The sequence below is a fragment of the Actinomadura napierensis genome, from assembly GCF_039529375.1.
In the GTDB taxonomy this organism is placed as follows: domain Bacteria; phylum Actinomycetota; class Actinomycetes; order Streptosporangiales; family Streptosporangiaceae; genus Spirillospora; species Spirillospora napierensis.
Genome location: NZ_BAAAMR010000045.1, coordinates 52,228 through 75,917 on the forward strand (window position 1 = coordinate 52,228; position 23,690 = coordinate 75,917).

At 72.7% G+C, this 23,690-nt stretch carries 21 protein-coding genes; 5 read left to right on the forward strand and 16 right to left on the reverse strand.

Translation table 11 applies throughout. The features are described 5' to 3' along the window. Nucleotides 1-1,041, forward strand: a complete 1,041-nt coding sequence (locus ABD296_RS24465) for a polyprenyl synthetase family protein (protein ID WP_407061508.1) — start codon at nucleotides 1-3, stop codon at nucleotides 1,039-1,041. On the opposite strand, the gene ABD296_RS24470 is transcribed toward ABD296_RS24465, so the two are convergent. Both ABD296_RS24470 and ABD296_RS24475 read right to left on the reverse strand, forming a co-directional pair. After that, nucleotides 1,017-1,661 carry an MFS transporter gene (locus tag ABD296_RS24470; RefSeq protein WP_344271344.1) on the reverse strand — a complete coding sequence of 215 codons (645 nt, stop codon included), beginning with the start codon at nucleotides 1,659-1,661 and terminating at the stop codon, nucleotides 1,017-1,019. The genes ABD296_RS24465 and ABD296_RS24470 overlap by 25 nt on opposite strands. Further along, on the reverse strand, nucleotides 1,613-2,260 hold the full coding sequence (locus ABD296_RS24475; RefSeq protein WP_344271347.1) for an MFS transporter: 648 nt from the start codon (nucleotides 2,258-2,260) through the stop codon (nucleotides 1,613-1,615). The genes ABD296_RS24470 and ABD296_RS24475 overlap by 49 nt, the downstream gene beginning before the upstream one ends. A 3-nt stretch (nucleotides 2,261-2,263) precedes the next feature. Between ABD296_RS24475 and ABD296_RS24480 the strand changes: the two genes are divergently transcribed. Continuing rightward, the gene (locus tag ABD296_RS24480) at nucleotides 2,264-3,052 is read left to right on the forward strand and encodes a LysR family transcriptional regulator (RefSeq protein ID WP_344271413.1); all 789 of its coding nucleotides are present in this window, start codon (nucleotides 2,264-2,266) and stop codon (nucleotides 3,050-3,052) included. Here the strand turns inward: ABD296_RS24480 and ABD296_RS24485 are convergent. The 8 genes from ABD296_RS24485 to ABD296_RS24520 form a co-directional block, all read right to left on the reverse strand. Then, complete coding sequence (locus ABD296_RS24485) at nucleotides 2,985-3,611, reverse strand: GTP-binding protein (protein ID WP_344271350.1); 627 nt, start codon at nucleotides 3,609-3,611, stop codon at nucleotides 2,985-2,987. The genes ABD296_RS24480 and ABD296_RS24485 overlap by 68 nt on opposite strands. Next, on the reverse strand, nucleotides 3,592-4,020 hold the full coding sequence (locus ABD296_RS24490) for a DUF742 domain-containing protein (RefSeq protein ID WP_344271353.1): 429 nt from the start codon (nucleotides 4,018-4,020) through the stop codon (nucleotides 3,592-3,594). Before ABD296_RS24490 ends, ABD296_RS24485 begins: the two co-directional genes overlap by 20 nt. Further along, nucleotides 4,017-4,442 carry a roadblock/LC7 domain-containing protein gene (locus tag ABD296_RS24495; RefSeq protein WP_344271357.1) on the reverse strand — a complete coding sequence of 142 codons (426 nt, stop codon included), beginning with the start codon at nucleotides 4,440-4,442 and terminating at the stop codon, nucleotides 4,017-4,019. The genes ABD296_RS24490 and ABD296_RS24495 overlap by 4 nt, the downstream gene beginning before the upstream one ends. Beyond that, the gene (locus tag ABD296_RS24500; RefSeq protein ID WP_344271360.1) at nucleotides 4,439-6,913 is read right to left on the reverse strand and encodes a sensor histidine kinase; all 2,475 of its coding nucleotides are present in this window, start codon (nucleotides 6,911-6,913) and stop codon (nucleotides 4,439-4,441) included. Before ABD296_RS24500 ends, ABD296_RS24495 begins: the two co-directional genes overlap by 4 nt. A 312-nt stretch (nucleotides 6,914-7,225) precedes the next feature. After that, complete coding sequence (locus ABD296_RS24505; RefSeq protein WP_344271363.1) at nucleotides 7,226-8,881, reverse strand: prenyltransferase/squalene oxidase repeat-containing protein; 1,656 nt, start codon at nucleotides 8,879-8,881, stop codon at nucleotides 7,226-7,228. Nucleotides 8,882-8,898: 17 nt separating this feature from the next. Further along, nucleotides 8,899-9,861, reverse strand: coding sequence for a terpene synthase family protein (locus ABD296_RS24510; RefSeq protein ID WP_344271367.1), 963 nt, complete (start codon nucleotides 9,859-9,861; stop codon nucleotides 8,899-8,901). Continuing rightward, nucleotides 9,861-11,228, reverse strand: coding sequence for a cytochrome P450 (locus tag ABD296_RS24515; protein WP_344271370.1), 1,368 nt, complete (start codon nucleotides 11,226-11,228; stop codon nucleotides 9,861-9,863). The genes ABD296_RS24510 and ABD296_RS24515 overlap by 1 nt, the downstream gene beginning before the upstream one ends. Nucleotides 11,229-11,614: 386 nt before the next feature. After that, nucleotides 11,615-11,986 (reverse strand): hypothetical protein, encoded by a 372-nt coding sequence (locus tag ABD296_RS24520; protein ID WP_344271373.1) that lies wholly within the window; start codon nucleotides 11,984-11,986, stop codon nucleotides 11,615-11,617. Nucleotides 11,987-12,383: 397 nt separating this feature from the next. Between ABD296_RS24520 and ABD296_RS24525 the strand changes: the two genes are divergently transcribed. After that, entirely contained in the window at nucleotides 12,384-12,842 is a 459-nt protein-coding gene (locus tag ABD296_RS24525) for a hypothetical protein (RefSeq protein ID WP_344271376.1), read from the forward strand. 78 nt (nucleotides 12,843-12,920) lie between these two features. On the opposite strand, the gene ABD296_RS24530 is transcribed toward ABD296_RS24525, so the two are convergent. The 4 genes from ABD296_RS24530 to ABD296_RS24545 form a co-directional block, all read right to left on the reverse strand. After that, entirely contained in the window at nucleotides 12,921-13,496 is a 576-nt protein-coding gene (locus ABD296_RS24530; protein ID WP_344271379.1) for a TetR/AcrR family transcriptional regulator, read from the reverse strand. Nucleotides 13,497-14,026: 530 nt separating this feature from the next. Further along, a complete protein-coding gene (locus ABD296_RS24535) occupies nucleotides 14,027-15,013 on the reverse strand; it encodes an ABC transporter permease (RefSeq protein WP_344271382.1) in 987 nt (328 codons plus the stop codon). Nucleotides 15,014-15,086: 73 nt separating this feature from the next. After that, nucleotides 15,087-17,594 (reverse strand): alpha/beta fold hydrolase, encoded by a 2,508-nt coding sequence (locus ABD296_RS24540; RefSeq protein ID WP_344271386.1) that lies wholly within the window; start codon nucleotides 17,592-17,594, stop codon nucleotides 15,087-15,089. Nucleotides 17,595-17,742: 148 nt separating this feature from the next. Beyond that, a complete protein-coding gene (locus ABD296_RS24545; RefSeq protein WP_344271389.1) occupies nucleotides 17,743-18,357 on the reverse strand; it encodes a TetR/AcrR family transcriptional regulator in 615 nt (204 codons plus the stop codon). Between the two features lie 119 nt (nucleotides 18,358-18,476). On the opposite strand from ABD296_RS24545, the gene ABD296_RS24550 reads away from it, so the two are divergent. Beyond that, on the forward strand, nucleotides 18,477-21,122 hold the full coding sequence (locus tag ABD296_RS24550) for an MFS transporter (protein WP_344271392.1): 2,646 nt from the start codon (nucleotides 18,477-18,479) through the stop codon (nucleotides 21,120-21,122). A 79-nt stretch (nucleotides 21,123-21,201) separates the two neighbouring features. Beyond that, nucleotides 21,202-22,029: a YceI family protein gene (locus ABD296_RS24555; RefSeq protein ID WP_344271395.1), complete on the forward strand. Its 828-nt coding sequence runs from the start codon at nucleotides 21,202-21,204 to the stop codon at nucleotides 22,027-22,029. Here ABD296_RS24555 and ABD296_RS24560 read toward each other — a convergent pair. Together ABD296_RS24560 and ABD296_RS24565 are read right to left on the reverse strand one after the other, a co-directional pair. Next, entirely contained in the window at nucleotides 22,015-23,013 is a 999-nt protein-coding gene (locus ABD296_RS24560; RefSeq protein WP_344271398.1) for a LysR family transcriptional regulator, read from the reverse strand. The two genes, ABD296_RS24555 and ABD296_RS24560, sit on opposite strands and share 15 nt — an antisense overlap. A gap of 41 nt (nucleotides 23,014-23,054) precedes the next feature. Beyond that, nucleotides 23,055-23,690, reverse strand: a 636-nt coding sequence (locus tag ABD296_RS24565) for a SecDF P1 head subdomain-containing protein (RefSeq protein WP_344271400.1), incomplete at its 5' end; no start/stop codon positions are given.

Below are 23,690 nucleotides of genomic sequence, written 5' to 3' on the forward strand. Positions count from 1 at the left end.
GTGAGCGACCCAATCGCTGAGAAGTCCGGCGGGCCGGCTCGGCAGGAGCCCGGCCCGTTCGGGCTTCCCGTCGACTCGGCCCTCGCGGCCGACGCCAGGGAGCGCCTGGCCGCAGTCGAGGAACTGCTGCTGGAATCCGTGCGGGGCGAGGACCCGCTGCTCACCCAGGCCTCCAAGCACCTCGTCGAGGCCGGCGGGAAGCGGTTCCGGGCGATGCTTGTGCTGCTCGCCTCGCACTTTGGCGACCCCGCCGCGCCGGGCGTCGTGCCCGCCGCCGTCGTCGTCGAGCTGACCCACCTCGGCACCCTCTACCACGACGACGTCATGGACGAGGCGACCGTCCGGCGCGGCCAGGCGTCCGCGAACTCCCGGTGGACGAACACCGTCGCGATCCTCACCGGCGACTACCTGTTCGCCCGCGCGTCCGACCTGCTCGCCGACCTCGGCCCGGAGGCCGTCCGGATCCAGGCCCGCGCGTTCGCCCGGCTGGTGCGCGGCCAGATCCAGGAGACCGTCGGCCCCGCCGAGGACGCCGACCCCCTCAAGCACTACCTGCAGGTCGTCGCGGACAAGACCGCCTCCCTCATCACGGTGTCCGGCCAGTTCGGCGCGCTGCTGTCGGGTGCCGCCCCGCACGTCGTCGACACCGTCACCTCCGCATGCGAGAAGATCGGCGTCGCCTTCCAGCTGCAGGACGACATCCTCGACATCACCTCCGAGACCGACGAGTCGGGCAAGACCCCCGGCACCGACCTGCGCGAGGGCATCCGCACCCTCCCGATGCACCTCGTCCTCGGCGGCGTCGGCTCCGGCCCGGACGACGCGCGGCTGCGCGAGCTGCTCGTCCAGGACCTGTCCGACGACGCCCTGCACGCCGAGGCCCTCGCCCTCCTGCGCGCCCACCCCGCGATGGACCAGGCCCGTGCCGACCTGCGCCAGTGCGCGGCGGACGCCCGCGCCGAGTTCCTCACCCTCCCCGCGATCCCCGCCCGCGACGCCTTCACCGGCCTCTGCGACTACGTGGTCTCCCGCACCGGCTGAGGTCCGGCACCGCCGGCCCGGCACGCCCGCGAGGCGCGCCGGGACCGGCCGCCCCGTCCCGCCGGGCGGCCGAGCACCGCGGCGGCGGCCAAGGCGAGGCAGCCCAAGGCCCCGCCCAGCCATAGGGCGCCCGCCTCTCCGGCGGTGTCGGCCACGCGCCCGCCCGCCAGCGCCCCGAGCGAGATGGCGAGGTTGAACGCGGCGACGAACAGCGCCGACGCGGGCTCGGCGGCGTGCGGTGGCGCGGCCCGCAGCAGCCAGGTCTGCAGGGTGACCGACACACCGCCGTAGGCGGCGCCCCACAGCACCAGCAGCGCGACGGCCGGAAGCGGAGCCCGGCCCACGAGTGGGAACAGCAGCACGGCCGGCGCGAGCAGCGCGGCGAGCACCAGGAGGGTGCGGCGCGGGCCGCGCGCGGCGGCCGTCCCCGCGGCGAAGTTCCCGGCGATGCCCGCGACGCCGTACACCAGCAGCAGGGTGCTGATCAGGTCCGGGTCCACTCCGGACACCCGCTCCAGCACGGGACGCACGTAGGTGTACGCCGCGAAATGCCCGGTGACCAGCAGCAACGTCACCACGAGGCCGGCCCGCGCGCCCGGCGCGCGCAACACCCGCGGCACGCCCCGCAAGCTCGCGGAGCCGGTTCCGGGCAGCACCGGCAGCAGCACGGCGAGAGCCGGGCCAGCGACAGCGCACCGGCCACCGCGAATGCGGCCCGCCAGCCCGCGAGGTCGCCGATCAGCGTCCCGGCGGGGACGCCCGCCACCGACGCCACCGAGATCCCGCCGAAGACCACGGCGGTGGCGGCGCCGGCGGAGCGTTCCGGTACCAGCCGCGCCGCCAGCCCGCCGGCGATCGACCACACCCCGCCGATCGCCACGCCGACCAGGATCCGCGACGCCAGCAGCGCCGGCAGCCCGAACGCGGCGGCCGAGCCGAGGTCGGCCGCGGCCAGCAGTCCCGCCAGCGCGACCAGCACCGCGCGGCGGTCCAGCCGCGCGGTGGCGGCCGACAGCGCGGGCGCGCAGAGCGCGGCGACCAGGCCGGGCACGGTCATCGCCAGTCCGGCCGTGCCCGCGGACGCACCGAGGTCCGGGCCGATCGAGGTCAGCAGCCCGACCGGCAGCATCTCGCTGGTGACGACGAGGAACGTGGCCGCGGCGACCGCGAGCACCGCCGGCCGGCCGGGCCGCGGCGGGAAGTCGGGAGGAACCGTCATGCCATCGACCCTGGTCCGGCGGTACGGCGGGAACGCCTCTGCCTCTCCCAGAGCCGCGTCAGCCAGTTGCTGCGGTCGCTGGAGTCCCGGATCGGGGCGCGGCTCGTGGAGCGCACCAGCCGGAGCGTCCGCCTGACCCCGCTCGGCGCGAGCCTGCGGGACGAGCTGACCCCCGCCTACACCGCCCTCCTCGACGTCGTCGAAGCGGCCCGCGCGAGGGCCCGCGGCGTCGGCGGCGTGCTGCGGATCGGCTTCCTCGGTTCGCTGGACGAGGAGATGACGGGCCTCGTCCGCGCGTTCCAGCGCGACCACCCCGGCTGCGAGGTGCACACCGTCGAGGTGCCGCTGGCCGACCCGTTCGGGCCGGTGCGGGACGGGGACGTCGACGCCGCGATCGTGCTGGCACCGGTGCGGGAACCCGGCCTGGCCCGCGGACCCTCCTTCTCCGAGGCGCCGCTGAGCCTCGCCGTCCCGTCCCGCCATCCGTTCGCGGACCGCCCGTCGGTCCCCGCCGAGGACCTGGCCGGGCACCCGCTGATCCGGATCGCGGGCCCGGCACCGCGGTACTGGCGCGAGGCGCAGTCGCCGCGGCTGACGCCCGGCGGCCGCGCGATCCCGTCCGGGCCGGCCGTCGGCACGACCGCGCCATCGCGCGTGTCCGCGCCTTCGCCGGCGCCGTCGCGGAAGGCGTCCAGAGCAGCGCCCCGGACGCCCCCGGCCGCGGCTAGGCGCCCTGGGTCTCCAGGGCGGGGAGGCCGCGGTACTTCATCGCGTGCAGGACGAGGTCGATGAGGACCTGCTTGCACGAGTCGAGGCGGCGGGCGTCGCAGAGCATGACCGGGACCTTCGGCCCCAGGTTCAGCGCCAGCTGGATCTCCGCGAGGTCGTACTGCTTGGCGCCCTCGAAGCAGTTGACGGCGACGACGAACGGGGTGCCGCGGCGCTCGAAGTAGTCGACGGACGGGAAGCAGTCCGACAGGCGGCGGGTGTCGGCGAGCACCACGGCGCCGAGCGCGCCGAGCGCCACCTCGTCCCACATGAACCAGAAGCGCTCCTGCCCGGGGGTGCCGAACAGGTAGAGGACGTACTCGTCGCGGAAGGTGAGGCGGCCGAAGTCCATCGCGACGGTGGTGGTCTTCTTGCGCTCCACGCCGGAGACGTCGTCGACGCCGACGCTCTCGTCGGTGAGGACCTCCTCGGTGCGCAGCGGCTTGGTCTCGGAGACCGTGCCGACCATCGTCGTCTTGCCGACCCCGAAACCGCCCGCGATCACGATCTTGACCGCGGTGGGCATCCGGCGGGCGCGCGCGTCGTGCCGCCCGCCCCCGGCGTCAGAGGGCCCGGAGACCATCGATCACCGCCTTGTAGAGCCTGATGTCGTGCATGTCCGCCTCCGGTTCGGGTTCCTGCATCGAGACGAACCCCTTGCCGACCAGGTCGCCGAGCAGCACCCGCACGGTCGCGACGGGAAGGTCGAGGTGGCCGGTCAGCTCGGCGACCGACATCACCTGCTGGCAGAGCCGGATGATCGCCACGTGCTCGGGGCCGAGGCCGATCGCGCCCTCCGGTTCGGGCCCGGCCGCCACCACCAGCGTGATGAGGTCGAACTTGCCGTGCACGGGCTCGATCCGGCCGCTGGTCATCACGTAGGGCCGCACCATCGGGCCGGCGCTCTCGTCGTAGACCCGCTCGTGCCCGGGGGTGTGCAGCGCGGGATCCTCGGGCCAGGGCTCCTGGCCCGGCTCCTCCGGCGGCATCATGTCGGCCGGCCCTCCGCCGCGGACTCCGAGCGCGACGGCGAGGTGAGGTGGTGGCCCATGCTCGTCACGAGCATCGCCATCTCGTAGGCGATCAGACCCACGTCGGCCTCCTCGGCGGCCAGCACCGCCAGGCAGGCGCCCTTGCCGGCGACCGTCACCAGCAGGAACGCCGACTGCATCTCGACGATCGTCTGCCGGACGGGGCCGCCGCCGAACCGGGTGCCGGCGCCCTTGGCGAGGCTCTGGATGCCCGCCGCCACCGCCGACAGGTGCTCGCCGTCGTCCTGGCTCATGCCCGCCGAGGAGGCCATCAGCAGGCCGTCGGCCGACAGCACCACCGCGTTGCGCGCGTGCGGCAACCGGTGGACCAGATCGTCGAGCAAAAAGCCCAGATCCGACGATGAACCGGTCTTCTGCGTCACTGACCTTCCTCGCCTTCCGCTGCTCGATCGCCGAGGGCCTCGGCCGCGTCCGAACGTCCTTGCCGGGTGCCGCGCTGGTACGAGCCCATGATCCGCTGGATCTCCTCGGGCGAGCGGCCCGGGTCGTCGGGTTCGTCGGGCTCGGCGGCCACGACGGGCTCGTCGGTGCGCAGCGGTTCGGCGAGGTTCGCCTGCGGCACCCGGACGGGCAGGCCGGAAGGCGTGGTGGAGATGTCGGGCACGGGCGGCTGGTCCTCCGGCTGGGTGGGGTCGGGATGCCCGCCGCTCGCACCGGACGGAGTGGACGGGTCGCCGGCGTGGGAGCGCGGCTCGTCCGCGGGGGGCGCGTCCTGCCCGTCGGGCAGGCCGGGTTCTGGGCCGCCGCCACCGCTCGCGGGCGGCTCGAAGGCGGTCGACTCGAAAGCGGTCGGCTCGGACGCGGCCGGTCCGAGGGCGGCCGGTTCGGACGCGGGCGGCGGCACCGCCACCAGCGCGGGCCCGGACGGCTGCTGCTGCGGCCCGGTGCCGCCGGTGGTGAGCGTCGCCGTGCCGCCGGTGGTCCGTCCGGCGCCGACCGCGGTGGGACGGCGCACCTCTAGGCCGTTCCGCGTGGTGGCCGCGGCGGTCGCGGGGACCCGCACCCGGTCGCCGTCCTCGACGACCAGTTCCTTGGGGATGACGACGACCGCGGTGGTGCCGCCGTAGGCGGACCGCTTCAGCGAGACCCGCAGCCCGTACCGCTCGGCGAGCTTGCTGACCACGAACAGGCCGAGCTGCACCGAGCTCTGCAGGTTGAAGTCGGGCGGGTCCTCGATCCGCGCGTTGATCTCGGCGAGCTTCTCGTCGGTCATGCCGAGCCCGCGGTCCTCGATGTCGATCGCGAAGCCGTTGGCGACCAGGTGCCCGCCGACCTGCACGACGGTGTCGGGCGGGGAGAACGTCACGGCGTTCTCGATCAGCTCGGCGAGCAGGTGGGTGACGTCGCCGACCGCGCGTCCGGCCAGCTCGACCGGGCCGAACGGCAGCACGGTGACGCGGGTGTAGTCCTCGACCTCGCCGACCGCGGCGCGCACGACGTCGATCATCGGCACCGAGCTGCGCCAGCCGCGGGCGGGCAGCGCGCCCGACAGCACGATGAGGTTCTCGGCGTTGCGCCGCATCCGGGTCGCCAGGTGGTCGAGCCGGAACAGCTCCTCCAGCTCCTTGACCTCGATGTCGCGGCGGCGCTCCATGCTGTCCAGCATGGTCAGCTGCCGGTGCACGAGGGTCTGGGTGCGGCGGGCCAGGCTCAGCAGGACGTCCCGGATGCCGCGGCGCAGTTCGGCCTGCTCGACGGCGGTGCGGATCGCGGTCTCCTGGACGGCGTTGAACGCGCGTCCCACCTGCCCGATCTCGTCCGTGCCGAACTGCAGCGGGGGCGCCTCCACCGAGACGTCGACCTTCTCACCGTGCCCGAGCCGTTCGACGACGCCGGGCAGCCGCTGCTCGGCCAGGTCCCAGGCGGCGGCGCGCAGCCGTTCCAGCTGGCGCACCAGGGCGCGGGCCGTGGTGATGGACACCACGATGGACGCGATGACCGCGAGGAGGCCGAGACCACCGGCCAGCAGCAGCCGCAGGACCACGCCGATGGCGATCGGCTTCGCCCGGTCCACCAGCCGGTCGCCGCCCGCCTGGATGTCGTCGCGCATCTGGGTCAGCGAGGGCGCGGCCGCGGCGGTCCACTGGTCGAAGGTGACCGCGGGCCGCGAGGTGACGTGCGGGGGCTTCCCGGCCGTGATCCTGCGATTCTGCATGAGCTGGTTTTCCAGGGACGAGACCTGGGCCAGCTTCGCGTTTTTCGTCAGCGCGTTATACAGCGTCCGGTCCGAACCCTGAATGGCGATCAGCGCGGCGTCGAGGTTGTGCCGCCGGGTGCCCACGGTCTGGGTGAACGCGATGAGCTCGGACGAGGTGACCCGGCCGGACGTGAGGGAGCCCGAGATCAATGCGTCTTCCTGCGAAAGCAGTTCCCACGTGCGGTTGAGCTCGACCTCGGTCCTGGTGTCGCGGGCGAAGTCCTTGTCGTCCAGCGTGGCCAGGGAATCGTAGACGCGGAAAATGGACTCCACGACCTCGGAATATCCGGCGGCGATCTGGACCCGGTCGCCGCCGTGCAGATCGACGGTGCGGCGGATGCCGTCCACCCCGTGCAGCCTGGTGATCATCTCGTCGATGCGGTGCTCCAGCAGCCCGCCGGCGAACCATTTCACCTTCCCCGCACGGGCCTTACTGACGGCCTCGGCGCTCGCCTCGTCGGTCCGGGCGCGCTGCGCGCTGAGCGCGCCGCGGGTCGCGGCGGTCGGCCGGGCGAGCTCGATCGCCGACAGCCGGCGCTCCTTCTGCAGTTCGACCAGGAGCGGGTCGGTCGGCTGGGCGATCGCGCTGTCCAGGGTCGTGACGCCGAGCAGATTGACGCCTTCCCGCAGCGTCACCCAGGCCGCGAAAACCCAGAGTGCGGTGAGGGAAAGCAACAGCGCCGTGATCTTGGTTCGCAGGCGCGAGTTGCGGAAGCGCATTACAATCGCCCCAACAATATGTGAATTGGCTCGCAACCGCGTTCGGGTCGTGATTGGCGGGGGCGAGCCAGGTGGAGTCGTGGTCCGCAGGGGCGGCGGCTAGTCGCCGTTCCATACGGCGTAGAAGACTAGCAACATGGCCATAGCCCCTCAAGGTGAATCGTCAACGTATGCGGTTCTGTCGCATTTGAGGGGGCGGCGGTCCGCGCCGGTGTGGCGAAATTCACCTTACCGAAACACGCCGGACCCGCGGGCGAGATGAAGGGCCGCGATGACCCCGGCGCGGACGATCGCCTCCGGCCTGTAGAGATCCTTGTCATGCCACATGGCGGGCTCCCCGGCCGCCGCGCCGTCCCCGCTGGTCAGCCCGCGCAGCAGGTGCGGCAGCGCGCGCGTCACGGCGTCCGCCGCGTCCGCCGCGGGTGACCGACCGGTCAGCAAGAGGAGTTGCACCGCGTACGACGTCTCCTCCGCGGTCCCCTCCCAGTGGCCCCACGAGCCGTCCGGGCGCTGCGTCGTGAGGATCCAGCGGCGCGCGGCCTCGACGGCGGGCGCGCGGTCCTCCCCGCCGAACGCGGCCAGCGCGATGGCCGCGCATGCCGTCGCGTAGTGCGGGGAGGCGTGCCACCGGTCCTCCCAGCTCCCGTCCGGCCTCTGCTGCCCGCACAGCCAGTCCGCCGCCTTCGCCGCGGCGGCGGCGTACCGGGCCGCGGAGTCGGTCCCGGCCGCGGACCGGGCCCGGAGGGCGGTGAGGTACTCGCCGAAAGCCTCGAGGACATGGGCGTTCGTCGTGACCGACGCGCCGTCCTCGCCCTGCCAGGTGCAGAAGTGCGTGTCCAGCTCGTAGCCGAAGAGGATGTCGGGACGGCAGGGCGCGTCCAGCAGGGCCAGCGCGTACAGCGCGCCCGCGGTGGTGTCGGCGTCCGACGGCAGCCCGGCGGCGGCGGGGGTGCCCGCCGGCCCGAGCGGCGCGGTCAGGCTGAGGACGATCTCGGGCCGCACGGTGAGCGGGACACCGGCGCGCGCCAGCCAGGCGAGCACCCAGCCCCGCTCGAACACCGTCAGCGGGTAGCCGCACGGCACCGGGCCGCCGTGCCGCGCGACCACCGTCTCCAGATACCAGCGGCCCGGGTTGCTCGGATCGACGGATTCGCCCGCGCCCAGCCAGGCGGCCGTCGCGGCGGGCGACGCGCCGATCGTGCCGGTCGGCTCCGGCCGGGCGTGCGCCAGCCCGGCGGCCGCGTCCCCGGCGATCTCCAGGGCGTGCATCAGCTTCTGCGGCGCGGCGGCTCCGGACCCGAGGAGACTCCGGACGAGCCCGAGCTTGGTGCCGTCCAGCCCGGCCGGCGTGCCGAGCCGCCGTCCCGCCCATGCCTCGAGGCCGGGGACGGGCGCGTCCCGCAGCCGGTCCAGCGACCCGTTGATCGCCTCGACGAGCGCGGGCGCGATCAGCTCGATCGCGGGCAGGTCGGGCAGATCGATGGCCGGTGCGGACGGGCCGCACATGTGGGTGGCCACGGCGTCCAGCGCGCGCGCGGTGCGGCGGGCGAGCCGGTCGCGTCCGGCGCCTGCGGCATCACCGTCCCGGACCAGTACCGACAGAAGAGCCTCGGTGGCGCTCAGCGTCGGGACGAGCGCGTACCCGACCTCCGGCGCGCCCCACAGTCCGTCCGGACGTTGCCGCTCCAGCAGGAACGACACGCGTTGCCGGTGGCCGCTCAACCAGGGTGCGAGCGTCACCAGCCGGCCGGTCTCGTACACCGACGGCGACACCTGCCCCCATGGGTGCTCGACCAGCCCGTCGAGCAGTTCGGTGGTGGCACGTGGCAGGTCGGTGCCATGAAGGGTCTCTCGGTGGGGTGCGGGGACGGTCGTCTTTGCCATGGGACGGTCGTCGATGCTCACACAGAACCCCAGAAGTCGGTTACCCCGTAGAAGCCCGCGCAGAAATCCATCTGCCGTTCCATGTAGTCGGCCAGATCCGGGGCACCGTCTCGTGCGCGCGCGATCAGGAAGCGCGCCTCGGCGGTCAATTCGACGATCCGCGCCTCGACCCCGCCGCGAGGCAGGTCGAGCAGGAGGCCGTTGAGATCGCCCCACTTCAGGTCCCGCTCATACGTTCCGAGGTCGTTCAGCAGCCGGATGACCCGCTGGACCGCCCAGCCGGCCTCGCGGACGGCCACCACGTCCCCACCGCCGCCGGACGCGATCCAGTGCGAGACGAACACGAACGCGAATCCCAGGTTGTCGGCGTTGGCGAGGTAGTCCTCGAACGTCGGGCCCGTCCCGCCCTTCTCGCGAGCGGTCTTCCAGTCCCATTCGAGGGCCATCGCGTCGAGCATGCGTTGGAACTCGTCCCGCCAGACGTCCCGGAGCGCGGGGAACGCCGGTTCGGCCTCCAGCTCTCCCCGGATCTCGGCGAGGAAGCGCGCGAGTTCGCCCTCCGCGGAGCCCTCGGGCTCGACTCCGGCGACCGCGGAGGCTTCGGCGGCCCCGGCCCCGGCCCCGGCCCCGGCGCCGTCGGCGACCGCGGCGCACCCGCGGACCAGCGCGGCCACCTCCGCGCGGGACGACGCCGCGTAGTCGATCAGCCAGTCCAGGCCGAAGCACCAGAGGCAGACCTTGTTGGCCGTCGCGAGGTCGTCGGCGGTGCTCCCCGGCCCGCTGAACGCGGCGGCGAGCGCGAGCGTGCTGAACAGCGCCGGATCGAAGGCCTTGGAGTCGTAGAGCGCCGGGCGGGCCGCCGCCCACGCGCGCATCTGGCGCTGCGCCTGCCCGGCGACCGCGCAGATCGTCCCGGACAGCAGGGCGGGGGTCGGGCTCGGATGCGGGGGGTCGGCGAGGTCGCCGGCGGCGTCGTCCATCACCGGCGCACCGGTTCCAGAACGAGTTGGAGCGGCCGGTCGGGACGGAGCGTGGCGCCGATCCGCGCCTGAACGGGTCCGTCCGTCGGTGCCAGCTTCGGGCGGTACCGGCTCAGGATGGCGGTGAGGATCAGCTCGGCCTCCATGTTGAAGACGTGCCGTCCGATGCACTGGTGCGGTCCCCCGCCGAAGGGGAAGTAGGCGTACCGGTGGCGCGTGCGCGACCGTTCCGGGGTGAACCGTTCGGGGTCGAACTCCAACGGCCGCTCCCACACCGATTCGAGACGGTGCGTGAGGAACGGGCTGATCAGTACGGTCTGGCCCGCCTCGATGGGCACGTCGCCGATGACGGTGTCGTTCAGCGCGATCCGCGGGAAGATCCATCCGACCGGGTACATGCGCAGCAGTTCCTGAACGACCTGCTTCACGTACGGGAGCCGGTGCAGGTGCTCCGGGCGGACGTCGTCTCCGGCCACCACGCCCTCGACCTCCGCGCGCAGCCGCGCGGTGACCTCCGGATGCGCGTCGAGCATCGGCCAGATCCAGGTCAGCGCCACCGTGGTGGTCTCGGTGCTGGTGGCCCACATGGCGAGAAGGTTGTCGCGCACCCACGCGTCGCCCAGGCCGCTGCCCTCGGTGTGGCGGGCCTTGCAGAGCGCGGTGAAGATGTCGTATCCCTCGCCGGCGTCGTACCGGAAACGGTCGACGAGTTCGTAGAGCGTCTCGTCCATGACCCGCAGTCCCTCGGAGAACGCGCGATCACCGGGCAGCGGTATCGAGCGCGGCACGAAGGGGAGCAGGAAGCGGAACGCGATCGAGGTGGCGAGTCGTTCCATCGCGGGGATGAGCCGGTCCGCCTCGGCCTGCCGTATCTTGTCGCCGAACAGCACCTTGATGACGGTGTCGTGGACGATGCGTCCCATCTCCGGCATGACCTCGATGGGGCGGCCTTCGCGGGCCGGCTCGTCCAACTTGACGACGGCATCGTTGATGGCGCGGGCCATGTGGTCGCTCAGCGACCTGATGGTGCGCGTGGAGAAGACCGGCTGCAGAACCCGCTTGCTGAGCTCCCATTCGGCGTACTCGGACATGATGCTGTCGCCGAAGAGCCCGTGCAGGGGCCGCCAGAACGTTCCATCGCGAACGAAGTTCTCCGACTCCTTGCGCAGTACCTGCTGCACATGGTCGGGATGCGTCACCACGTAGGGGTGCGAGGCCCCGAGATCCAGCCGGGCTATCCGCCCCCCGGCCTCGGTGCTGATCCGTTCGATCTCCCTGAGAGGGTCCCTGGCGAACCGGGGCAGGGTGCGGTAGAGGGGGAAGTTCCTCGGTTTGCGGGAGCGTGTCGGGCCGGCGGCGATGGACATCTTTTGGCTGCTCCTCAGACTGCCCGTCTCTCGCGGAAAAGACGGTGATCGACGAGTCGCTCGGGAGATCTTCCGGCCGGCCGACCCTCTGACAGCAAAAGGGTCATCCCGGAATGTTGGGTAGAAGTTTGCCGAAAACCGGTCAATACCGTTGAAGTATCACATGTCGCCCTATGTGGATCAAGATCGAGTACGCCCGGTACATGCATCCGACGAGTGATGTGAGTCACCCTGCTCGTTCTCTTGCCATTCGTCGGGATTGATGACATATGTAGGCGGATGCCTTGCTTGCTGATCATCTCACCAAGCTTCGCGCATCGGACGCCGTCGATCGCGTCACATCGCGGTTACCAGTACCTCACCTGCGAGGGCGGGCCCGCCGTCCGTCAGAGCCCGTCGCGGGTGCCCGGCAGGAAGGGCGGCCAGGCGAGCCGTCCGGCCACGCGGATCTTCCCGGTCGCCGTGCGCTGACCACAGTGCACCACCACCCTGTACACGCCCGGCTTCGCGTCGTTCCGGACAACGGCGCTGCCGTTCCGGCCGTCCAGGCGAGACCGTCCGCCGAACGCCTCCGACGACGCCCAGTGCCGTCCGGCGTTGCAGCCGGAGACCGACAGGTACACCTTCTCCCCGGCCCGCGCCGTGCCCGGATCCACCGCGACCCCGCCGTGCCGGGTCGCCGCCTCGCCCGTCGCCGGTGCGAGCAGCCCCGCCGCGACGAGAGCCGTACCCAGCATCGTGACGCTCAGCGGACGCAACAGGACTCCTCGGGATCCGGAGTGTGACGCCCGGCACTCTAGTGGCTCCCCGGAGCCGCCTTCAACGAGCTGTTTCCGCCCGGCTGCGGCCGGGGTCGTCGGCGTCCCCTTTCCTTGATCACGCCGCCCCTCTCTCATTGCTCTGCGTCATAGGGCACAAAAGTCCACTCGGATGCGCGGGACATAATTCCTTGGCGGCCGGGACACCGGTCCCTTTCCGTGCACGGGTGATTACGCGGATGCTTTGTGGTGGACCCGGCGGCGGCCGTCCTCCGGGGGGCGTCGGCCGCCCGCCGGTCCGCTCCGAGTCCGCTGGTCGTGACCGCGCCTCTGCCAGTGGGGACCCGTCCATGACGAGGGCTGGGCGGGCCTCAGCCACGTCCCTCGCATCTGTCCGTTGGAGGACGACATGCGAAGCCAGAGCATGGTCATCGCAGGAGCCGCCTTGACCGTCACTCTCGCGATCGGAGGCGCTGCCGCATTCGTCGGTTTCGTCGCCGCGCGGAACGGGACCCCCGCCGTCGAGGCGAAGTCGTCGAACGCCGCGGCGGCCGAAAGCACCACGGAGACCGCATCGCCGCAGCCGACAGTGACCGTGACAAAGAAGATCCGCAAGACGGTGGCCCCCGCGCCGGCTCCCGCACCGCGCTATTACTACGGGGCCGACGCCGCTTTCCTTTCCGCCATTGCGGGGGACGGCATCGTGGCTCCGAGCGACTGGGCGGTCGAGGCGGGCCGCGAGACGTGCGGTGCGAGCTACTCCTACGCGTACGGTTATCTGACCGACGGCGGCATCTACGGCTACCACGTTCAGACGTTCTTGGACGATTGGGCGAGCGCTCACGGGGGCTGCTGACCCATTGTCGTGCGCCACTCGCCGGCGCGCGGACCTTGACGGCTCGGCCGTTTGCCGCGTCACGGTTCCGTGCGCTGGTCAGCTTCCACTTTCCGGGTGGTCGCCGTCGGGGCGCCGCTCCGAAGGTGTTGCGATGCCTTCGCGTGCGAGTTGAAGCAGCCGGTCGGTCTGTGCGCTGCCGGCGCCGGCGAGGGCCAACCCGTTCGCCAGGGCCAGTAGGTCCGCGGGGCGGATGTCGGAGCGGACGGCACCGGATTTCTGGGCTCTGCCGAGAAGCGGGGACAGGGCCGAATGCATGGCTTCGTGCCATGCCGAGAAGAGGGCGGTGCGGCCCTCTTCCGGAATGGACCGCGCCAGATCGGCTTTGTCGGCGACGTGGGCGATGAAAGCGCTCAGCCAGGTGAAGAGGGCGTCGGCGGGAGGGGTGTCGGACAGGAGCCGTCTGCCCCTGTCGGTCAGGTCGGCGACCTCTTCCTCGTACACGGCGATCAGCAGGTCGCGGCGCGTGGGGAAATGCCGGTACACGGTGGCGTTGCCGATACCCGCGTGACGGGCGATGTCGTCGAGAGGGGCGCCGGGCCCACGCTCATCGAAGATCTTTTTGGCCGTCGCGAGGATGAGGGCGCGGTTGCGTCGCGCGTCAGCCCTGGGCATGGCACTCCTGACGGGAATTCTTCCCGGTCAGTGTACGGGGCCGCGCGAGCCACACCCCTGGTATGGCGGCCTGGGGCAGGACCGTGTGCGCTTCGCGGAGACGCTCTAGGAATCTGCTGAAGGGACGTTATGCGAACTTGGGCGGCTGTGCGTGTCAGGGCGTGGAGTGGGTCCGGCGGGCGGTCAGTACGGCAGGAGGCGGCCTGAGGGGGTCCTCAGGTCCGGCGGGCTCGGTTGACGTGGGGGCTTGGGGCGCTTGATGAGCTGCTGCCGTGCCATGTTGATCATCTCCCCCGTCGGGCCGGGTTTAACCCGTCCATCGAGCCGATGTCACCTGCACTTCTTACGACGCGGGCGCCGCCGGCAAGGTTCAGCGAGCTTATGCGACATCCTCTGCCGGTTCGACCGTTTTTCGGGAGCGTGGTCGACCGGACGTGGTCAGGTGTTCACGGTTGGTGGCGTCCAGGAGTGGCCGGGGAAGATCGTTCCGTGGTGTGGCCGCCATGCGGTAGGGCGGCCGTCCGAACGGGTCAGGAGACGATGTCGCGGGTGTGGAAGCGGCGGAACGCCAGGGCGAAGAGGACGGCGGCGTAGGTGATGGAGATGGCCGCGCCCTTGGCCATGCCGGTCCATTGGATCTGCGGCTGGAGGGCGTCCATCCACGAGTACATCCAGTGCGTCGGCAGGAAGTCGCGCCAGGAGCCGAGCGCGGTGACGGCGTCCAGGATGTTGCTGACGATGACCAGGCCGACGGCGCCGCCGACCGCGCCGAGCGGGGAGTCCGTGACGACCGAGAGGAGGAACGCCAGGGCGGCGACGACGAGCTGGGCGATCAGGGAGTAGGCGATGACGATGCCCATGCGGCCGAGGGTGGTGGACGCGGGGACGGTGCCGCCGGTCGGCAGTCGGACGTCCGCCCAGCCGAAGCCGACCGTGCCCGCGATCAGCGACATCAGGGGGAGGCTGACGACCGCGACGACGGCGTACGAAAGGGCGACGATCAGCTTCTGGCGGAGCAGCCGGGCCCGCGGGACCGGCGCGGCGAGCAGGTAGCGCAGGGACGACCAGCCGGCCTCGCTGGCCACGGTGTCACCGCAGAACAGGGCGACGGCGACGACGAGGAGGAAGCCGGTCGACACGAACAGCGCGAACAGCGCGAAGTTCAGGGCGCCGGCGGTGGCGACGTCCACCAGGCTCGGGGCCCCGTTCCCGGTCGGGGAGCCGCCGATCTTGAACGCGCCGACCAGCACCCATGGCAGGACGAGCAGGATACCGAAGGCGATCAGGGTGCGCCGGCGGCGGAACTGGCGGATCGCCTCGACGCGCAGCGGGAGCGTGCGCCGCACGCTGTATCCGGAGCGGTCGGATTCCGGTGCGGTGTCCTCCCGCTGGGCGGCGTCCGTTGCTGGTTCCGCGGCGGTGGGCTTGCCGTCCGCCTTCGGGCCCTCGGCGGGGGCCGTGTCGTTCGCGCCCTCGGCGGTGGTCTCGTCGGCCTTCGGTTCCTTGGACGTGGTCATGTCGTCCGCCCGGTGTCGTGTCGCCGGACGGCGGTCCGGTGGACGCGGTCGTGGTGGCCGGCTCCGCGGACGGTCATGGGGCCTCTCCGATGATCTCCAGGAACGCGTCCTCGAGGCGGCGGCCCGAGCCGACGATCTCGGTGACGGGGCCGGCGGCGACGCGCCGGCCGCGGGCCATGACGACGGCGTGCGTGCAGGTCTGCTCGACCTCGGCGAGCAGGTGGCTGGAGACGATCACGGTGCGGCCGGCGGCGGCGTACTGGACCAGGACCTCCCGCATCTCGCGGATCTGCGGCGGGTCGAGTCCGTTGGTGGGTTCGTCCAGGACGAGCAGGTCGGGCAGGCCGAGCATCGCCTGCGCGATGGCGAGCCGCTGGCGCATGCCCTGCGAGTACGTGCGGACGGGCCGGTCGAGCGCGGAGCCGAGGTCGGCGATCGCGAGCGCCTCGTCCAGGTGCGCCTCGGCGGCGGGGCGGCCGGTGGCGCGCCAGTACAGGTCGAGGTTGTCGCGGCCGGACAGGTGGGGGAGGAAGCCGGGGCCCTCGACGAACGAGCCGAGGCGGGACAGGACGGGCGCGCCCGGGGTGACGCGGTGGCCGAAGATGCGGATCTCGCCGGCGTCCGGGCGGATGAGGCCCATCAGCATGCGCAGGGTCGTGGTCTTGCCGGCGCCGTTCGGTCCGAGCAGGCCGAGGACCTGGCCCTTCTCGACGCGGAACGACAGGTCGGCGACGGCGAGGTGACCGTTCCCGTACGCCTTGGTCAGCCCAGTGATCTCCAGCGGGACGTCGGTGCCGCGCTCGCGGGGACGGCCGCGCCGGACGCCGAGCAGCAGCGCCCCGGCGATCGCGAGGCCCACCAGGGGCAGGACCCACACCCAGCCGGGGATCGGGGTGGGGGCGGTGACCAGGGACGAGTCGGTCGGGACGGTCAGCCCGGACACGGCGCGCACCTTGTACGCGGCGGGCTGCGGCGGCGTCGCGAAGCCCATGTCGGTGGTGGCGACGACGAGGCGGAGGCGGTGGCCGCGGTCGAACCGGTAGTCCATCGCGGGCAGCGTGACGGTGACCTCGCCGCCGGTGGCGCGGAAGGGGGCGGCGATGCGCCGGGCGGGCGTGGCGCTGCCGTCCGGGGAGACGTCGTAGAGCTTGGCGAAGAGCGGGCCGCCCGCCGCTGGGTCGTCGTCGGTCGGGCTTCCGCTCGTGCGTCCCGCCGGATCTTCGGTCGCCTTGAGGCGGACGGTGGCGGCGCCGGTGATGCGGACGGCCTGGTCCAGCGGTTGGGTGTCGAAGGTGGCCGTCTGTCCGGGCATGTCGGTGGGAAGCCCGGCGGGGGCGGCGGAGCCGAGGGAGCCGAGCGCGCCGAGGCCCGGGAGCGCGGAGACGGACGCGGGGCTGCCGCCGGCCGGGTTGTAGATCGTCTGCTCGAATCCGGTCAGCGGGAGGCGCTGCGGGGTGCCGGACAGCCCGGGATACGTGCGGGCCTTCGCCTCCTGCACGACGACCTGCTGGGTGGAGGAGTCGAGGCCGCCCGCGCGGGTCACCGTGAACCGGGTGCCGGACGTGCCGGCGTGCTTGAGCCGCGCGTCGAAGAAGCCGCGGACGAGCCCGCGCACGCGCCCGGTCTCGGAGTCGCCGCCGTCATGGCCGCCCTGGTACCAGACGACCGAGACGGGCGCGCCGTTGCGGGCGATGGCCCGCGCGTTCGCGTCGGCCTGGTCGAGCGGGAACAGCGAGTCGGACTGCCCCTGGACGAGCAGCGCCGGCACCCTGATCCGGTCGGCGACGGAGGCGGGGCTCGACCGGCGCAGCGTGGCGACGGCGTCCGGTGTGGGGCCGCCCTGCTCGGCGACCTTCTGGTACATCGCGCACAGCGACGGCAGGAACCGCCCGCAGCCGGCGCCGAAGGAGCCGCTGGTGAAGAAGATGCCGGCCCACAGCTTCTTGAAGACGCCCTTCTCCGGGCCGGCGCCGGCGGCGTTGGGGAACAGCACGTCCGGCAGGCTGTTCCAGGTGATCTGCGGTGCGATGGCGTCGACGCGCCGGTCGTAGGCGGCGGTCATCAGGGCGATCGCGCCGCCGTAGGACTCGCCGGCCATACCGAGGCGCGGGTCGCCCGGGCCGTCCAGTTGCACCTCGGGCCGTTTCGCCAGCCAGTCGATGAGCTGCCGGGTGTCCTTGACCTCGTAGTCGGGGGAGTCGAGCGCGATCTGCCCGGTGGACGTGCCGAATCCGCGGGCGGTCCAGGTCAGCACGGCGTATCCGGCGCGGGCCAGGTCGCGCGCCTCGTCCGCTACGCCGTGCTTGTCGCCGCCGAAGCCGTGCCCGAGCATGATCGCGGGTGCCTTGGCGCGCCCGACCGGCTTGTAGAACGTGGTGTCGAGGGTGACGTGCTGGTCGTCGTGCGGGCCGTCGACGACCTGCACGCGCTGGTCGACGGCGTCCACGCGGGGAGGGCCGTCGTCGCCGAGACCCCAGGCGGTGCCGCCGGCGGCCAGCGCGACCGCGACCCCCGCGGCGGCCCAGCGCGACCTTCGGCCCGTCCTGTTCCACCGCGTCCGGAACGCGCCGCCCACCGTCATGACAGCACCCTATGCGCGGCCTCGCCGCGTGCTGCTCCGCCTTCGCGTCGATCTGTTCTGCGCCCGCCGCCGTACGGCCCGCCCCGCCGTTACACCCCCCGGCGTACCCGGTCCCACCCGGATGTGGTTGCTCGGGTGGGGGTGTCGGTCAGTCGGGTTCGGTGGGGGACCAGGGGGAGAGGGCGGCGGCGAACATGGCGGCCAGGCGGTCGGTGAGCTCGGCCGGGTCGGCGCCGCGCAGGTCGTTGAGGCCGAGCAGGCGGCGGACGGGTCCGCCGCCCATGATGATCGTGGACGCGAGCAGCGCGCGGGCGCGCGGGTTCGGGCCGTCCAGCTGCGCGACGAGCGGCTCGACGATCACGTCCTCCAGGTAGCCGAGCAGGGCCTGCTTGACCTCGGGGCTGCCGGCGGAGCGGTCGATCATCCGGGTCATCGGGGTCGGCGGGTGCCGGTGCACCTGCCGGACGAAGTGCTCGGCGAGCCGGCGGGGCAGCCCCGCGGGGTCGCCGGCGATGACGCCGCGCAGCGCGGACTCGCCGGCCAGGACCTCGCCGAACAGCGCCGCCTTGGAGCCGAAGTAGCGGTTGACCAGGGCGGTGTTGGCGTCGGCGGCGGCGGCGATCATGCGGACGGTGACGCCGTCGTAACCGTGCTCGCCGAACAGGTCGCGGGCGGCGTCCAGGATGCGGCGCCGGGTGGCCTCCCGGTCGCGTTTGCGGTGTTCCCGCCGGTCGGCCTGCTCGGCCTGCTCGACGCCCGTCATCGAATCCCGATCCGTCCCCGTCTGGATCACCGAATCGCCCCGGTATCCCCCGAGTTGCAAGTAAACAAGCGTGTACATAGCATATATGCAAAACACAGGTAATTACGTTCCATGGGGGCATGGTGGCTCAAGCGAGCGTGGCGTCGCACGGTCCGGTGACGTCAGAGCAAGCGAGACCGCAGTACACGCACCGCCAGATCCTGGAGATCCTCTCCGGCCTGATGATGGCGATGCTGACGTCGATGATCTCGTCCACGGTGGTCAGCACGGCCCTGCCGACCATCGTCGGGGACCTCGGCGGTCAGGACCAGCTGTCCTGGGTGGCCAGCGCGACGCTGCTCACGATGACGGCCTCGACCCCGCTGTGGGGCAAGGTGTCGGACATCATCGGCCGCAAGCTCTCCTTCCAGAGCGCGCTGGCGATCTTCGTGCTCGCCTCCGTGGTGGCCGGTCTCTCGCAGAACATCGGCATGCTGATCGCCGCCCGCGCCGTCCAGGGCCTCGGCGCCGGCGGGCTGTCCGCGCTGGCCCAGGTCATCCTCGGCGACGTCGTCGAGCCCCGGCAGCGCGGCCGCTACTCCGGCTACATGGGCGCGGTGTTCGGCGTGTCCACCGTCGCCGGGCCGCTGCTCGGCGGGTTCATCGTGGACGCCGACGGCCTCGGCTGGCGCTGGTGCTTCTACGTGTGCGTCCCGCTCGCGATCGTCGCTTTCGCGGTGATCCAGAAGGTGCTGAAGCTCCCGAAGGTGAAGCGCGACACCCGGATCGACGTGTTCGGCGCGGTCACCATCACCGGCGCCGCGACCGCGGTGATGCTGCTGCTGTCGATGGGCGGCCAGGAGTTCGAGTGGGCATCCACCTGGACGTACGTGCTGCTGGCGATCACCGCGGTGCTGCTGGTCGGGGCGGTGTTCGCCGAGCGGTTCGCGCGGCAGCCGATCCTGCCGCCGCGGCTGTTCCGCAACCGCAACTTCGTGCTGTGCAGCCTCGCGTCGATCTGCGTCGGCATCGCGATGTTCGGCGCGATGATCTACCTGCCGCAGTACCTGCAGATCGTCAAGGGGCTGAGCCCCACCGCGTCCGGCCTGATGACGCTGCCGCTGGTGCTCGGCCTGCTGGTCGCCTCGATCGGCTCCGGCCAGCTCGTCACCCGGACCGGCCGGTACAAGATCTACCCGGTGATCGGCATGCTGCTGGTCGGCGGCGGGATGTTCCTGCTGTCGCGGCTGCACGTCGGCACGTCCCGGCTGGAGATCGGCGGCGACATCGCGCTGCTCGGCCTCGGGCTCGGCCTCACCATGCAGATCCTGATCCTGGCCGCGCAGAACGCCGCCGCCATGGAGGACCTGGCGGCGACGACGTCCGGCGTGTCCTTCTTCCGCAACCTCGGCGGCGCGATGGGCGTCGCCGCGTTCGGCGCCATCCTCAACAACAAGCTGCCCGGCGAGATCGCGGACGGGCTGAGCAAGGCCCATCTGCCGATGCCGAAGGGCGGCGGCTCCCTCGGTTCCCCCGACCAGGTCCACGCGCTGCCCGAGCCGTTCAAGTCGATCGTGCTCGCCGCGTTCACCGACTCGCTGGAGAAGGTGTTCATCTTCGGCGTGCCGGTCGCGGTCATCGGCCTCGTCACGGCGCTCGCGATGAAGGAGCTGCCGCTGCGCGGCAAGGCCGGCAAGGGCAAGGAGGCCCCGCAGACCGCCGCGACGACGCCTATGGACGAGGGCATGCCGCGTCCGCCCGCGCCGGTGGCCTCCAACGGCTCCACCGCGATGGCCGGTCGGCACGCCCGCGGATACGAACAGCCCGCCGCGGCGCAGCAGCTCGCGTCGGTCGGGGCGGGCACGGCTCCCAAGGAGATGGTCGGTGCGATGAACGAGATGCCCGCGAACGGTCTGTCGCCCAACGGCATGGCCGCTGCTCCCGGCGGGTCCCCGGCGGCCGATCCGGCCGCGCAGGCCCGGCTGCTCGCGCAGCAGAACGCCTTCGCGCAGGAGGCGCCGGGCGGCGGCGTCCCCGTCCGGGGCGTGGTGCGGGCCGGTGACGGGGCGCCCGTCCCGTCCGCCGCGCTGACCCTGATCGGGGTGGACGGGCACCAGCTCGGCCGCGCGCTCACCCAGGGCGACGGCCGGTACGCGCTGCCGACCCCCGGCCCCGGCACCTACGTGCTGATCGCCGCGACCGGCGAGCACGAGCCGCAGGCCGCGACGCTGGTCGTCGGTGACCGCCCGGTCGACTTCGACCTGGTGCTGGCCAGCAACGGCGGCCTCGGCGGGACGGTCCGCAGCGCCGACGGCAGCCCGATCGCGAACGCGATGGTCGTCGTCACCGACGTGCGCGGCGAGGTCGTCGGCACCGGGCGGACCGACATCTCCGGCCAGTACGCCTTCAAGGACGTCGTGACCGGCACCTACACGCTCGCCGTGAGCGCGGCGGCGCACCGCCCGGTCGCGCTGCCGGTCGAGGTGGCCGGCGGCGGGCAGACCCGGCTGGACGTCGAAATGCCGGCGGGCGCGCGGGTGCGTGGAACCGTCCGCAACGAGGCCGGCGAACCGGTCGGCGACGCCCGCGTCACGCTGGTGGACGCGGCCGGCAACGTCGTCGCGATGGCGATCACCGGACCGGACGGGGAGTACGCGTTCACCGACCTGACCGGCGGGCAGTACACCGTGATCGCCTCCGGCTACCCGCCGGTGGCCACCGGGCTGTCGCTGGCGGGCGGCGGCCTGGACGACCACGACCTGAAGCTCGGCTACCCCGACGAGTAGGGCCGATCCCGGGGCCGCCCGCGCGGCGGCCCCGGCCGACGCAATCACACGAGCCACGGAACGGAAGTGCGGGTCGTTGATGGATGACAGGCGCGGTCTGCGCGGATCGGTGCGGACCAAGGACGGCTGGGCGGTGCGGCACGCCATCGTCACGGTCACGGACCTGGCGGGCCGGCAGGTCGCGCGGGAGCAGACCGGGGAGGACGGCGTGCTCGCCGCCGGTCCGCTGCCCGCCGGCACCTACACGGTGATCGTCACGGCGATGGGGTTCCAGCCGGCGGCGTCGACGCTGATCGTGCACGGGTCCGGCTCGGCGGACATCGGCACGCTGGTGCTGGCCCGCGCGGGCGGCACCGAGCTGCCGCCGCCCGGCCCGTGGACGATCGACCCGGCGCACTCCAACGTCGGGGCGGTCGCGCAGCACCTCGGGCTGTCCAGCGTGCGGGGCCGCTTCGCCGCGTTCGAGGGCGGCATCGAGATCACCGAGCCGGTGGAGGCGTCCCGGGTGACGGCCCGGATCGAGGCGGCGTCCATCGACACCGGCAACAAGCTGCGCGACGACCACCTGCGCTCGGCGGACTTCCTGAACGTCGACGCGCACCCGGTGATCACCTACGAGGGGACGGGGCTGACCGCGACCGGCCCGGACCGCTGGACGGTGCACGGCCACCTCACCCTCAACGGGGTCACCCAGCCCGTCGACCTGGACATGCTGTTCCTCGGCAGCGGCACCGACCCGTGGGGCGGGACGCGGGCCGCGTTCCGCGCGACCGCGGAGCTGCGCCGCACCGACTTCGCGATCCGCTTCAACCAGCTGCTGGAGGCGGGCATCGCGATGGTCGGCGAGAGCCTGAGGGTCGAGCTGGAGATCCAGGCCGTCCAGGGAAGCGAACTACCCCAGGCCTGACGCCGGCCGCCTTGCCGGGGGGCGTCCTTCCGAAGGGACGGTGACGGGGCGGGTGTCCAGTTCGGTGGGCGGGAGCCAGTGCACGGCCGGGTCGTAGTCGAGCCAGCCGTGCTCCCGCGCCGCCGCCGCGAACTCCGCGAGCAGCGACCGCAGCACCGGATGCTGCTCGCGGGCCCGCCAGATCAGCGACCACGAGTACAGCGGGACGGGGCCGGTCAGCGGCACCGACCGGACGCCGTCGGGAACGGGGACGTCCGCCGGCAGCAGCGACGCGTGCCCGGTCTCGGCGCGCAGGTGGCCGAGGAAGAAGTCCAGCCCGAGGTTGACCCCGCCGAACTCCCCGGACAGCCCGAAGTCGGCGAGGAACCGGTCGAGGAAGTCCAATTTGCCGATCTCGGCGGGGAACCACACCGTCGTGCCGCGCAGGTCGGCGGGGCGCAGCGTCGCCGCGTCCGCGAGCGGGTGGTCCTCGCTCATCACCGCCGCCATCGGCGCGAGCCGCACCAGCCGGTGCGCCAGCCCGCCCGGCAGCGGCTCGTCCAGGGCGTGGACGCGGCCGAAGCCGGCGTCGCCGTCGCCGCGTCCCAGCGCGGTGACGACCTCGGGCAGGCCGCGCTTCAGGTTCGGTTCGATCGGCAGGTCGGGACGGCGCGCGACGACCTGCCCGATCGTCCGCATCGGGTCGAACAGGTGGCCCCACACGTCCAGCCGCAGCGGCCGGTCGTCGCGCCGGGCCGCCACGATCGCGTCGTCCGCCGCGGCGAGGGCGCGCCGCGCCGGCTCCAGGAACCGCTCGCCCGCGGCCGTCAGCGCCACCGAATGCCCGGTGCGGTCGAACAACCGCAGGCCGAGGACGTCCTCCAGCCGCGCGATCCGCTTCGACAGCGCCTGCTGCGTGAGGAACAGCTCACCGGCGGCACGTCCGAAGTGCAGGTGCTCGGCGGTGGCGACGAACGCCCGCACCTGCGCGAGATCCAGGTCCACGGCGTCCACCCTGCCCGACAACCGGCGGTTGTCGAAAGGGGTCAGCGCCCCTTGAGTTCGTGGACGAGGGTGTTCGCGGCGGTGCGGGTCGGCGAGCCGGTGACGACGACCTTCCCGTCCAGGATCGGCATGTCGACGCGAGGCAGCGTGACCAGCCGGTCGCGCACCACGAACGCCAGGTCGCGGCCCACGGTCGCGCGGGTCAGCCGCGCGAACGCGTGCCGGTCCACCGGCCGCAGCGTGAGCGCCACGTCGTACCCGCCGGACGACCCGCGCGACTTCTGCACCCGCAGATCCGCGACCTTGTGGATCGCGATGCCCTGGGCGAGCCGGTAGCAGGTCACCCCGGCGGCGGACTGCCCGGTGATCCCCGGCGTCCCGGCCGGGCACTGCCCCGGCACCGCCTGCGTCACCGGGTACACGTGCAGCGGCGCGGCCAGCGTCACCGGCTTCGTCCGCATCGACGCCGCGATCATCCCGCCGGTCACCGCGACCGCGGCGATCAGCAGCCCGAGCGTCAGGATCATGATCACCAGTGCGGACCGGTGCTGGTCGGCGGCCCTGGCCGGCGGCGGCGCTACGGGCCGCTCCCGGTAGGCCAGGCCCTGGCGGCGCGCGGCGCGGCTGCGCTTGGTCTCGGCCGCCGCCCGCCGCCGCTGCTCGGAGCAGGCGCGCCG